Here is a 13,034-nt window from a genome sequence, read left to right as displayed (position 1 = left end):
CGGATATATTGCACATCTGTTGCCCAGTTTGGCGAAGTAATAGCCTAACAGTGTATTTAGTTTAAAATAGCGAAAAAAACCAGTTGACCTGCATACGCTGAATAAGCATAATACGCCCCGTTCCTCAGCAAGAGGGACAGATAAGTAGATGGCAATGTAGCTCAGCTGGTTAGAGCACAGCACTCATAATGCTGGGGTCGCAGGTTCAAGTCCCGCCATTGCTACCATCTTCTCTGGATGTTAAGTCCCGACAATATGGCTACCATCTCCTCTAGATGAAAAATAGAGAATGGCCGATTAGTTGATTTATTAAATCAGAAATATGATTGGCATCATCTTAATCTAGATGTAAAATTGATTGTCATCTTATCTAGATGTAAAACTTGATGCAGTGTCGAAGTGGTGGATGTTGATGTTAGACACTCCATGATTCATTGCCATCTTAATCGAGATGAAAAACCGATGCAGTGCGGGAGTGGTGGATGTTGATATTAGACACGCTGTGACTCGCTACCATCTTAATCGGGATGTAAAATCGATGCAGTGCGGGAGTGGTGGAATTGGTAGACACGCCAGATTTAGGTTCTGGTGCCGTAAGGTGTGAGAGTTCAAGTCTCTCTTCCCGTACCATTTATTTTAAAGTAATGAGCTTTGGCTTGTTATTAGCAACAAAGATTAATTGGGATATCGCCAAGCGGTAAGGCACCGGGTTTTGATCTCGGCATTCCCAGGTTCAAATCCTGGTATCCCAGCCATCTTTGGCAATGTAGCTCAGCTGGTTAGAGCACAGCACTCATAATGCTGGGGTCGCAGGTTCAAGTCCCGCCATTGCTACCATCTTTCTCAAGATGTAAAATATGAGTCATCTTAATCGGGATGTAAAATCGATGCAGTGCGGGAGTGGTGGAATTGGTAGACACGCCAGATTTAGGTTCTGGTGCCGTAAGGTGTGAGAGTTCAAGTCTCTCTTCCCGTACCATTTATTTTAAAGTAATGAGCTTCGGCTTGTTATTAGCAACAAAGATTAATTGGGATATCGCCAAGCGGTAAGGCACCGGGTTTTGATCTCGGCATTCCCAGGTTCAAATCCTGGTATCCCAGCCATTTTTAAAAGGTTGATTTATTGACCTTGTCGGCATAACTAAAAGTAATTCGTTGCTTGGTGTTATAATGATGAAGTAGGGCAACCTACAGTAAAGTTCGATGCGGGAGTGGTGGAATTGGTAGACACGCCAGATTTAGGTTCTGGTGCCGTAAGGTGTGAGAGTTCAAGTCTCTCTTCCCGTACCATCGAATTTTATATTTATACAAAGAGTTAATTGGGATATCGCCAAGCGGTAAGGCACCGGGTTTTGATCTCGGCATTCCCAGGTTCAAATCCTGGTATCCCAGCCATAAACAGAAAGCCCGTCTTTATGACGGGCTTTTTGCCGTTTAGCGTTTGTGAATACTGCTTGGTATTACCTATAGTATCTTCTTTGGTTAGCCGTTCATGGTTTTCGCTCAAACAATGCTGCTAGTGCTACTCAAGTTGCCAACCTAAACTGGCAATTTTGTCGTTTGCTAAATACTTAGACACCCATAGTTAATGCTAAATACTTAGACACCCATAGTTAATGGCATCAATCGCGACCTCCTACTATGCTTTATTTGAGCATTTAACAAGGAGGTTGCATGCCGAGGCCAAGACGAACCCTTATTAGCATCGAAGACACACCTTATTATCACTGCTGCAGCCGTGTTGTTCGGCGTGCCTTTCTAATGAATACTTAGACACCCATAGTTAATGGCATCAATCGCGACCTCCTACTATGCTTGAATTGAGCATTGAACAAGGAGGTTGCATGCCGAGGCCAAGACGAACCCTTATTAGTATTGAAGACACCCCTTACTATCATTGTTGTAGCCGCGTCGTTCGACGTGCCTTTCTGTGTGGTGACGATAAATACACCGGTAAAAACTACGACCACCGCAGAAGCTGGGTTGAGGAACAAATCCTCAAGCTCAGTGAGGTGTTTGCCATTGATGTAGCAGCATACGCAGTGATGAGCAACCATTTGCATGTGGTGCTTTATATTGATTTAGATACCGTGAATAGCTGGTCAGATAGAGAGATTGTCGAGCAGTGGCATAAACTGTTTAACGGTACGGCGCTAACGCAAAAATTTGCGAAAGGTGAAGTCATTGATGAGCATTTAGTGGTGCAACTAAAACATCTTATTGCGACCTATCGTTCAAGGTTGTGTGATATCAGTTGCTAACGTTTTCATAAGAGTTGCGGTGCCTCAATGAACCGATTGCCAGGCAAGCTAATCTTGAAGATAACTGTACCGGACATTTCTGGGAGGGGCGTTTCAAGTCCCAAGCACTACTGGATGAAGCGGCAGTTCTAGCTTGTATGGCGTATGTCGAACTCAACCCTATACGCGCTCAAATGGCGAGCACGCCTGAAAAATCAGACTTTACTAGTATCAAGTTAAGAGTCACTGCGGCACTGAAAGGTGAGCAACCGAAGACGCTATTACCGTTCATTGGTAATGAAAGGGTAAATCAACCTAAAGGGATTGCTTTTTCACTGCAAGACTATCTTGTATTAGTTGATGAAACAGGGAGAATTATCCGTGATGATAAGCGTGGCGCAATATCTTCCAGTGCAGAAGCTATCCTCAATAGGCTAAATATTCCAGCTGTAAACTGGATTAAAATCGTCGCCGAATTTGGCCAACTATTTCATGGTCCTGTTGGTACATTGGAGGAATTCAGCCGCTACTGCGAACACCTCAACAAGCGACGACGGCATTTTTCAAGCAGCTGCGAGTATTTACCAGCAGATTGAACGCTAAAAACCACTTTAAGCCTACATACCTCTGTTCAAACACCGAGTTAATCTACCGCGCTTTTAAACCTATAAATTTCAGTAAAATCCGCTATTTCTTCGAACCATTTGGTCATTCTTTGTGACAAGTCATTCAAGTACACGTTTGGTAGACGGCAATCGTTGATATCAGTTTTTAAACTGGGTATGTTATTGATTAATAATGGCTGGCTAAGGATTTTATGATGATTACTATGATGGCTGGCTAGAGATTTTTCGCTTTCAGAGTGGATGTCCTAGAAAACAATTAAGGATGCATTTATGCAACGATTACTAGAAAAGATACAGGAGTTAAGAGTTCTTGATTTATATAATATTAAATACTGCGATTTAAAGAATAAAGTAGAGTCAATTTTTCTCCCAGCTCTTGGCTCTACCACTCAAAGTGTACTCATTAAAAGAGGAGAAATAATGTATAGAGTACATACGTTTAAGCCTGAGGTTATGAATCATTTATATGCACCACCTACAGAAAAGGTAATAGGCTTTCAACGTTGTAATTATCCTGGATATCCTATGTGGTATGTTTCCACATGCCTAGAAAGGTCATTAAGGGAATGTCGGACTAAAGCTGGTGATATAGTTTTTGTTTCTAAGTGGGAAGTAAAAGAAGATTTTTTAATTAGTGATATTTCAGGTGATTTAACATCGAATTATTCTAATGAAGTAGCTATTGTGTACGGATTCTTTGCGGATAAATTCATACAAAGAGTCGAAAGTACATTTAGTTATGAGTACAAAATGACCGCCGCAATATCAGATGTTTTACTGAATAGCTGGAAACGCACTCCCCCATCATGGGGAATTCGATTCCCTTCCGTTCAATCTGTAGCGAGAGGAGAGAACTTAGCACTATTACCTGAGAGTATCTCTATGTTTGACTTCAAGTGCGTTGAGGCAATTGAAGTAGTTGATGAAACACGAAGCGTATACAGTTATAAGATTATTGAAAGTTTAAATAATCTCAGCGATGATAAATTTCTTTGGATGAAATAAAATTAAGATAAAAATAGCCGCGTTCAAAATGCAAGTGCACTGAATAGAAATTAACTAGGGCACCCAAAGTTAATTATCATGGATGTCCTAAATATTCTGTGTAACGATAAAGGATGGGTAAATGCCCTTAAAATTTAGAAAATACCCTAGAAATGCTCATCTACCTAAATACATTAGCCAGCCATTATTAATCAACAACATAGCTGACTCTCATCAAGCATATCGATGACGGCTTGGTTCCTCGCCTTTAATCTTCGCCCAACACACTAATAGGCTATGCGAAGTAGGCCCTAAGAACGTAAAACAGACACGTATAGTTAGTTTTTCAGTAAGGAAGATTAACTCTGTCAATTTGACTGAGGAACGATGTGGTAAGTGACGATTTGAATTTGATATGTGGGGTCAGTGATATGTGGGGTCAGTGTCTGACGAATCCCCACAAAAAGATATGAATGATTATTAATGGCTGCCTTTGTTTTTATTTGTTTTTACTTTGTTTTAACTGTAGTGCGAAGAGCGTATTGATCACGAAAGAATATTGGACAACTTCTTTCCGACTCTCATTGCCTTTTGGCCACAGCGTAAAAACCACTTCCGCTGTTTCTCGTATAACGCACCTTGCACGGATTCACTTGTGTTCATCATACTAACTTCCTAGCACTTACCCGACTTGTGGTTGTCAGGAGGAACATCCTCTCACGATTTTGTTCCCGCTCCGTTATGGTACTGAACTTCGTTACATTGTCAGACTCGCTACTTTATTCAGAGTCTTAGGGTCATCTGGTGATACAGATGGTTCACTCAAAGCGGTGAACAGCGCTTCATACGACTTCTCGTCGCACGTCTAAAAACGAGTTAACTACTAAACTGGCCTTGCTAGCAATTCATCAGAATTGGGCTGTGCAAGCTTCTAAATCATGGATGATTTAGTAGAGCCTATAGGGGGATATTCACGGCGACTTGCAAAAGCTCAAGGCAGTTGAATTGCATTTAATTATCATATTCCGCTAACCACAATACAGCCCTTTAGACCTTTGCGCTAACGCATTTATGTCCAGTTATGTGCCAGTTAAATACCGACATATTTAGAGTAAAACTATTCTAAGCAAAACTATCTATGCGAAAGCGATTTATGCCAAAACTACGTTAGCCATCGATAGGGGAGTTAAATGATTTGCTGCTGAGTCTGCATTCTTAGGTGAAATCCTAGTGTTTGGTAACAAATCAGGGTTTTGTTAACTATTGTCAGCTTAAAACGTGCTAACAATCACATGAAATCAGTGCTGATTAACATTGGTGCTACTTTGGTTTTACAGTTGGTAATCTTTTTTGTCACTCAAACTTCACCTCTCTCGAAAGTTATGTGGCATACCTCTCAAGAGGTAACTTTGTCAGAATTGCAATCGAAGTCATCACACTAAATCACTCACTAAGCGGATAAATTTCACTTGCCCCAATAAAGAGGGCTGAACATAAGTGAGTGGAATTGATGATGAAAATATTCGATATGAAAGTTGCAACACTAGCAACCCTCATCGGGTTAGCCTTAACGGGTTGTTCTGGCGATGATGGCGCGAATGGTAAAGATGGTGCACCGGGTACGCCAGGCACTCCAGGGATCCCTGTTGCTACAGACGCTAAGGCATTGACCGTTGCTGTTGACAGCATAGCTGTTGGCGCAACATCTGATGTTACGTTTATGGTAACCAATGAAAAAGACCTACCTGTAGTAGGCTTGGAGAAGTTTGGCTTTATCTTATCTGGACTTGAAGAGGGTAGTACTGGTGATGCTAACGAATGGAAATTACTGAGCTCTGAAGCATGTCCTGCAAGCAAATACTCAAAGTGTGGGGCACTGGTAGACAACCAAGACGGTACCTATACGTATAGTTTTGAAAAAGATGTCACCACTGAATCAGCCTTTACGATTACCGACGAGAAAACCTTAAGGTTGGTTTTGCGCACCGGTGGTGAAGCGGTTGGTGCGACTGAAATCTCTTATGCCAACACCCATGTAGATTTCAGTGGTCAAGGTAACGAAGCTAAATACACTAAGAATGTTGTTAACAATCAGAACTGTGAAAGCTGTCATGATGACTTCGCTATTCACGGTGGAAAGTACACTGAAGTTGAAACCTGTGTTGCTTGTCATACTGATAATAAAGTGAGTGACATCAGTAAAGTCTTCCCTATGCTTGCACATGAAAAGCACATCGGCGTGATCCCTGCTCCTGTAGGTGGTTGTGACAACTGTCACTCAGAAAATGAACAAGCTACCGATTTTGCAAACTGGAAGCAGGTGCCTACAGCTGAAACTTGCGTAACATGTCACACTAGCGTTGACTTCAAACAGGGGATCAATCACTGGCCTTATGCTGATAACTCGCAATGTGCGAGCTGCCATACAGCAGAAATCGTTGAAAATGTGCATCTATCTACTTACAAAGGGCAGAACGAGCGTCGTGAAAACCTTCACTTGACCGTTACTGAAGCCAAGATGGTTGATGCTCCAGAAGCGCAAGCCAATATTAATGCCAACCTAGACACTGATAAGACTGGTTATGTACAGCTGACTGTCGATATTTTGGATAAGAATGGCAATAGCCGAAATGAACAGTTAGATCTGGTTAAGTACATGTACTACGCCGAGTTTTATATCAACTGGGGTGGCCAAGATATGGGCATGGAGCGCGGCAAGGTGTTGCGTGTTCATACTAACAAAGAGAACTTTGCTGGCTATGTAGATGATCCAATCGTTCTTAACTACGAAAATGGTAAGACGACCTTTGAAATCGGTCCATTCGATCTTGAAGATAGCTTCGACGGTGATTTGAACGATAGCTACGGTATGGTAACACCACGTATTTGGTTCTGTATCGATGCAGATGGTGAAACAATCCAAGACTGTGATGGTAAAACTGATTGGAGCAACGGTGCTGCAGGTTATAACTGGCAACACTTCTTCAATAAAGAGGGGATGCTAGAAGAGCGCCCACGCCGTCAAATCGTAACCAATGAGCTGTGTGGTGACTGTCACGGAACTACGACTTCAGATGATGGTTTTGTACAGATGACGCTTAACTGTCGTAGCTGCCATTCAGTGGTTAAGAATGACAGTACTTACTTTGGTACTACTTGTGCTTCGGGTTCAGTTGACACCGATAACGATGGTGCTTTGGATCCAATGATTATGATGAAAGATCTGATGCCACGCGGTGAGCGTGACTGGACCACTGCATCAAACGCTGGTGAAGAGTGTGTGGCTTGTCACAACGCTAACAACATGCCGACTCAGGTCATCCGTAACTCACAAACTAAGCAAGGTGATGAGGATTACATCGAGCAGTTGACCATGAGTCATCCTGATCAAAAAGTATGGATCCATGCTATGCATGCCAACAACCGCGCTAACCAAAGTGGTGAAGGTTGGAAGCGTAATGTGGAGTACTCTGCAGATCTCGCTAACTGTGCTAAGTGTCATATCGAAGATAGCTTTGATGCTAAGTATCTTGTCGGTCGTAAGCCATTAGCGCTGGATCTTGACTACATGGACACTTACGACGGTCTGGACCCTGCAAATGGCAAAGACACTAGCGGTAACAAACGTTATGCCGTAGATGCTGTTGCTGATGCATTTGTATCACCTACCGCTGCTGTATGTTTGAGCTGTCATGGTAAGCGTGCTGCTGAAGAAGGTGAAGATCGTCGTCAGGTTCGTAAAGATGTGGTCAGCCATATGAAGCAAAATGGCGCTCAGTTTGGCGTAGAGATGGGCCAATACACAGGCGAAGAGTCATGTGCTGTTTGTCATGATCTTAACAACCTAAAGGAATCTCATAACCTCAAATAGAGTTTATCCCCCTGCAATTATTTTGGCCCTAGCATTTTGCTAGGGTCTTTTTTTACAGGGATCACAATTATTAACAAAGTCTCAACTCTTTTTCCAAAAGCTCTAATCGGGTCAGGTTAAAAGAGCGTCAAAGAGATAGAATAACCTAGGGGAAGCTACAGGGATGGTAGGAAGTAGGGGTTAGCTTGTGAAAATTACCGAATTTTTAATTATAGATTTAGATGCAAGAGACTTAGTCGATCTGAAAGCGTCAGAACGCCAAGCTCTTTCTCTTGCTGAATTAGAAGTTTTAAAATGTTTAGTTAGCCACGTTGGTGAAGTGGTAAGTAAAGAGCAATTAAATGCAGCGGGTTGGCCTGGACGTGTTGTCGCGCCATCATCTTTAACCCAGTGTATGAGCAGTTTGAGAAAAAAGCTGGTGGCACAAACTGACATCGAGCTTAAGAATATTCCGCGTTATGGCTATAGTTTGTGCATCGTTGATGAACACGATGTTTGTATTGATGAAACTAAGGTTGAAGCAGTATTGGCACAGCCACAACTGCAGCCTAACAAGACTGGTACCGTGTTTAAGGAAAAGCGCCTCAACGCCAATCTAACAAGCCGCCTAGTCTGGCCAACATTGGTGGTCTTGCTCGGTATTATCATCACGCTGCACTTTTCTGGTGGACTGAAAAAGGTTGTCAATTATATTGCGCTTCTGGCCAAGCCTCAAATTGCCGCTATCACAACGCAAAACCTTGAGTTTAATCATACCTCTTCATTAGTTAGTAAGGTCTTTTTAGATTCACAGCAAAGCGAGAGTTCTCAACAAACAACTCGTGTTGATGAGCTGATTGCCAACTGGTTCAATTATGAAAGCGTGTTACCTGCCTCCAGTGAAAAACAGCTATTTACTTATGATAACGGTCAGTATGAATCAGTCGCATTGTGTAATGATTTTGACAGTACCTGTAGTGATAGGCAGCCACTTAACTTAGTGAGGACTGCTGATGCGCCAGTGATCCCGCTCGACATTCAGTGGTTGGCGGATACTAAACTAAGGATGGAGCAAGTTACCTATAACAAAATCTTACTCGACAAGTTTGAGACAGAAAATAGCGGCGTGGTTGAAGACGTTTATCGAGCGGATGTTTACTACTACTCAGATACAAAAAATGTTGTCAGAGCCGATGTCAGGCTATCGATGATATTTGATTCAGATAACCGCGGTAAGCTGGTGGCCGCTGCTTGTATAACTGATGATATGCTCAGAGAAATCTCCATAAGGTATCAATTTAGCGGCGACTTTAAACTGAAGCAGTCGCTGGTTGATGGTAAAGTGGTAAAAACTTTCTTAGTCGATATTGATGAGCGCAGGTTCACTAGTCCGCAACAGGTGTCGAAAGAGTCGGCGACCATATACCGTGAAATACGTAAAAATGTACTACAGAATGATCAAATGATCCTCAGACAGGTTTATCAAGATGATGATAGTGGCGTATGGATGCTACCGCTCTGGGGCGAGACTATGGTGTGGGCGCATCGAGAGCAAGTCTCACTGTAGTTATGTGATGGAATAGTTATCTAAATTCAAGTTATAGCATAGCGAACAATTATGTTAAGATTTTGTTTTTTATGACAGGGAGTTGTATACCATGAGGCTCATACACGCCTTAACATTTATCAGCTTATTCAGCGTGAGTGCCCCTCTACTCGCCGCACCGGAAGTTCTGCAAGTGGACGACAACATAAAGCCAAAGTCTTTTGATCGTTACATAAGAGCGGTTCACAAAGAGATTGAAACTGGCAGCAATGATATTAATAAGATCCGCTACGCTATTTTAGAAGGGATGCTGGTAACCAAAGGTTTTGCTTGGGTTTATCAAGGCGAAGGTGATGGTTATATTTTGGCTCGGTTTGATTACCGTGGCGACACTAATGTTATGCGCATTGAATATGATCAATCACTGGTACAACTAAAATACCATGCAGCTTTAGGTGATTACATCTGCAAAAATTTAGTTGATGATATTTGCTATAAAAATAGCCGCGGATACTATAACTATGTCAAAAATCTTAGAAATAGCATCAGCAAGCAGCTACAGCGCCTTTAGTGGTTTCTAAATTTATTTTAAGGATGAAAGTATGAAACACATTATTTTTGCGCTAATAGTTTGTTTAGGTTTATGTACGCCAGCGAGTGCAACTGAGTTGCAGTATTATCAGGATCCAATTCCTTACGGTAACTACGTTAAAGATCTCGACTCCACGCTAACGAAAGCCGTAGAACGCAATCACTGGCTGTACAGTAAAGATGAAGCCGGCACTAGGTATGCGGATCTCGACTATAAAAGCTATAAAATTAGCGTTCAGCTTGTCATTAAAGGTGAAAGCGTTGCGCTTAAATTGCTTGATGCTCAACGACCAGACTGTGGTAAAAAACGTTGTCAGGTCGATATGGATAAGGTTGAAGGCTGGATAGTGAAACTTCGCCGAAATATCGCTTTTGATATCACTAAGCTGGTAAGAGATGATGCCATAAGGCGCAGTTTTACTGATTGATTTTATGGTCGGTTCTTTTTTATATAGTTTGTATTAGTGACCAAAAACCATAAAAAAACGCACTCAATCGAGTGCGTTTTTTTGCTATTAAAACAGGTTAATTCGTGATGAATTAATGCTTGAACATAGCAGAGATTGACTCTTCGTTACTTACACGGCGAATCGCTTCAGCCATAACGGTAGACATAGTTAGTTGAGAAACTTTATCCAGTGCAGCAATTTCAGGGCTTAATGGAATAGTATCAGTCACAATCACTTCATCGATTACTGACTCAGCGATGTTCTTCGCTGCATTACCTGAAAATACAGGGTGAGTTGCATAAGCAAATACGCGGTTTGCACCGTGCTCTTTTAATGCTTCAGCTGCTTTACAAAGCGTTCCGCCAGTATCAATCATGTCATCAACAATGATGCAGTCACGGCCTTGAACATCGCCAATAATGTGCATTACTTGAGCAACGTTTGCCTGTGGGCGACGCTTGTCGATGATTGCTAAGTCAGAATCATCAAGTAGCTTAGCAACTGCACGAGCACGTACAACGCCACCGATATCAGGAGAAACAACCACTGGGTTTTCTAGGTTCTTAGCTAGCATATCTTCAAGTAGCACTGGGCTACCAAATACGTTATCAACTGGAACGTCGAAGAAACCTTGGATCTGCTCTGCGTGTAAATCACAAGTCAAAACGCGGTCAACACCAACGCTTGAAAGGAAGTCAGCAACTACTTTTGCAGTAATTGGTACACGAGCACTACGAACACGACGGTCTTGGCGAGCGTAACCGAAGTAAGGGATAACGGCTGTAATACGACCAGCAGAAGCACGACGAAGTGCGTCAACCATAACGATAAGTTCCATTAGGTTGTCGTTAGTCGGAGCACAAGTAGATTGAATGATGAATACATCCGCACCACGTACATTTTCATTAATCTGGACACTGATTTCGCCGTCACTGAAAACGCCTACTTCTGCGTCTCCAAGTTTACAAAATAGACGATCGGCTATCTTCTTAGCGAGACTAGGTGTTGCGTTACCGGCAAAAAGTTTAATGTCAGGCACTGTATGAACCTCAGGCGTATGCTTCATGATAGTGGCTGGGACTTAAAAGGTATCCCAGATGTAGTTAACACTGAGCTAATCTCAGCATTAATGGCGATTTATTTGACCCTTTGGCAACAAAGCCACTTATAGACGCTGGCAGTTTTGCCAAGACATCTCTAGCTTGTTGCTCCTGTTCGAATTGACCAAAAACACATGCTCCGGTTCCGGTCATTCTAGACGGCGCATATTCTAGCAGCCACGCTAAGGCTTTGGCAACTTGAGGAGAGTGTTTTACAACCAGTTCTTGGCAATCATTTTTCCAAGGGTTTTGCATTAAAGTGGTCAGCGTATGCTTTGGGGTATTACGAGGCAATGCCGGATCTTGGAAAATTTCAGCGGTTGATACATGTACATCCGGCACCAGTACAAGGTACCAAGGTTGGGGAGGTGAAACTGGTTGTAATTGCTCTCCTACACCCTCGGCAAAAGCTGAAAAACCATTAATAAAAACAGGAACATCGGCACCAAGTTTTAGCCCTATATCGGCCAGCTTAGTTAAGGGGAGATTTAGCCCCCAGAGTGAATTAAGTGCGACCAAAGTGGTTGCAGCATCAGATGAGCCACCACCTAAACCGCCTCCCATTGGTAAACGCTTATCTAGCCAAATCTCTGCACCTTGCTGACAACCACTATATTCTTGTAGGGATTTTGCGGCTTGCAGAATTAAGTTATCGTTATCAGCGACAACTGCTGACATGTTCGAATGCAGTTTCAAGTTCGGTTTATCAGTAACCTTAAAATCGAGGAAATCACAATATTCGATAAATTGAAACAGGGTTTGCAGTTCGTGGTAACCATCTTCGCGGCGACCATTGATATGCAGAAAAAGGTTAAGTTTAGCTGGTGCAGGCCAACCTAATGAAAGCGCTGTTGTCATAAAGAAGACTCATTGGCAGTAGAATGTGGGTGATTAGTTGTTACTTGTTTTTCTGGAATAAGTGCTTGCCATTTACTGACTTGGATTTTAAGTCGAATATCACTTCGATTTATGTCAAGCAACCGGGGTAACTCTGCACCACTTTGAGTTTGCCAACTTTTAAAGTCGACTTTCCAAGCCGGAAGTTGATTTGAATTAAGCAGTTGAATAGGACGACTAAGTGAATCTTGGCTGATCACTTCATCTCCCTCGCTGAGTTGTCCAGTGATCCACAGCGGTAAAGCATCGATAGGAATCGTCCAACCGGTGATGCGTGTAAGTAAGCGCTGGGCATTGTTATCGGTATAGGTTTTACCGTCGAGCTCCAATAATGTATCGCCGTCAGTACTTGATAAGCTCAGTACCGTGGTGCCTAACATTGTGGTCAGTTTTAATTCATCAGTGGTTTGGGTGTGCAACCAATACAAATTAGTACTAAATTTGTCATCAGCGGTTCGCACCGCGAGTTTGCCTTGCATTTCCCAAGCTTGTGCTTGTTCGACCTGCTCAACAGAGACGGGAACTAAGTTGTCTGGTATGGTAGTTGAGCAACCGCTAATAAAAATAAAGCTCAATATCACCCATGCATAAGTGTTTTTTGTGAAGCTGCTCAAATTATTCATCTATTACTGATATAAAAGAGCCCTTATGATACGAGGGGTTGGTAAATTTACCAATGCCCATATGCAAAAAATAGCCATTTGCACAATATTTATTGTCGTCAATGAGTGTCATATCTATTTAGAAATAG

8 protein-coding genes, 8 tRNA genes and 2 pseudogenes are annotated in these 13,034 nt (G+C 42.4%); 15 read left to right on the top strand and 3 right to left on the bottom strand.

The window, feature by feature from the left end; translation table 11 throughout:
* The first annotated feature begins 150 nt into the window (after nt 1–150).
* The 15 genes and pseudogenes from AB4135_RS08160 to AB4135_RS08090 all read left to right on the top strand — a co-directional run bounded on the left by AB4135_RS08160 (nt 151) and on the right by AB4135_RS08090 (nt 10,265).
* Nucleotides 151–227, top strand: a tRNA-Met gene (locus tag AB4135_RS08160).
* Nucleotides 228–545: 318 nt separating this feature from the next.
* Nucleotides 546–630: transfer RNA gene (locus AB4135_RS08155), tRNA-Leu, on the top strand.
* A gap of 50 nt (nt 631–680) precedes the next feature.
* Nucleotides 681–755 (top strand) — tRNA-Gln (locus AB4135_RS08150).
* 5 nt (nt 756–760) lie between these two features.
* Nucleotides 761–837, top strand: a tRNA-Met gene (locus tag AB4135_RS08145).
* Between the two features lie 57 nt (nt 838–894).
* Nucleotides 895–979: transfer RNA gene (locus AB4135_RS08140), tRNA-Leu, on the top strand.
* A 50-nt stretch (nt 980–1,029) separates the two neighbouring features.
* Nucleotides 1,030–1,104, top strand: a tRNA-Gln gene (locus tag AB4135_RS08135).
* 101 nt (nt 1,105–1,205) lie between these two features.
* Nucleotides 1,206–1,290 (top strand) — tRNA-Leu (locus tag AB4135_RS08130).
* A 30-nt stretch (nt 1,291–1,320) separates the two neighbouring features.
* Nucleotides 1,321–1,395, top strand: a tRNA-Gln gene (locus AB4135_RS08125).
* A 279-nt stretch (nt 1,396–1,674) separates the two neighbouring features.
* A pseudogene (locus AB4135_RS08120) lies at nt 1,675–1,761 on the top strand (Mobile element protein); the annotation flags it as partial.
* Between the two features lie 83 nt (nt 1,762–1,844).
* Nucleotides 1,845–2,836: pseudogene (locus AB4135_RS08115) on the top strand (transposase).
* A gap of 300 nt (nt 2,837–3,136) precedes the next feature.
* Nucleotides 3,137–3,871, top strand: coding sequence for an RES family NAD+ phosphorylase (locus AB4135_RS08110; protein ID WP_371991897.1), 735 nt, complete (start codon nt 3,137–3,139; stop codon nt 3,869–3,871).
* Nucleotides 3,872–5,363: 1,492 nt separating this feature from the next.
* Nucleotides 5,364–7,721 carry a multiheme c-type cytochrome gene (locus AB4135_RS08105; protein WP_371991895.1) on the top strand — a complete coding sequence of 786 codons (2,358 nt, stop codon included), beginning with the start codon at nt 5,364–5,366 and terminating at the stop codon, nt 7,719–7,721.
* A 187-nt stretch (nt 7,722–7,908) separates the two neighbouring features.
* Nucleotides 7,909–9,267 carry a transcriptional regulator gene (locus AB4135_RS08100; RefSeq protein ID WP_371991893.1) on the top strand — a complete coding sequence of 453 codons (1,359 nt, stop codon included), beginning with the start codon at nt 7,909–7,911 and terminating at the stop codon, nt 9,265–9,267.
* 91 nt (nt 9,268–9,358) lie between these two features.
* Nucleotides 9,359–9,817, top strand: coding sequence for a hypothetical protein (locus AB4135_RS08095; protein WP_371991891.1), 459 nt, complete (start codon nt 9,359–9,361; stop codon nt 9,815–9,817).
* Between the two features lie 31 nt (nt 9,818–9,848).
* Nucleotides 9,849–10,265 carry a hypothetical protein gene (locus tag AB4135_RS08090; protein WP_371991889.1) on the top strand — a complete coding sequence of 139 codons (417 nt, stop codon included), beginning with the start codon at nt 9,849–9,851 and terminating at the stop codon, nt 10,263–10,265.
* Between the two features lie 112 nt (nt 10,266–10,377).
* On the opposite strand, the gene AB4135_RS08085 is transcribed toward AB4135_RS08090, so the two are convergent.
* The 3 genes from AB4135_RS08085 to lolB form a co-directional block, all read right to left on the bottom strand.
* Complete coding sequence (locus tag AB4135_RS08085) at nt 10,378–11,325, bottom strand: ribose-phosphate pyrophosphokinase (RefSeq protein WP_028769213.1); 948 nt, start codon at nt 11,323–11,325, stop codon at nt 10,378–10,380.
* Nucleotides 11,326–11,389: 64 nt separating this feature from the next.
* Nucleotides 11,390–12,244, bottom strand: a complete 855-nt coding sequence (gene ispE / locus AB4135_RS08080) for a 4-(cytidine 5'-diphospho)-2-C-methyl-D-erythritol kinase (protein WP_371991887.1) — start codon at nt 12,242–12,244, stop codon at nt 11,390–11,392.
* Nucleotides 12,241–12,906 (bottom strand): lipoprotein insertase outer membrane protein LolB, encoded by a 666-nt coding sequence (gene lolB / locus AB4135_RS08075; protein WP_371991885.1) that lies wholly within the window; start codon nt 12,904–12,906, stop codon nt 12,241–12,243. Before lolB ends, ispE begins: the two co-directional genes overlap by 4 nt.
* Nucleotides 12,907–13,034 lie beyond the last annotated feature (128 nt).

It is taken from the genome of Shewanella sp. 10N.286.54.B9, from assembly GCF_041468565.1.
In the GTDB taxonomy this organism is placed as follows: domain Bacteria; phylum Pseudomonadota; class Gammaproteobacteria; order Enterobacterales; family Shewanellaceae; genus Shewanella.
Note: the sequence above shows the minus strand (reverse complement) of the source record. Positions and strands in the feature narration are given on the sequence as shown.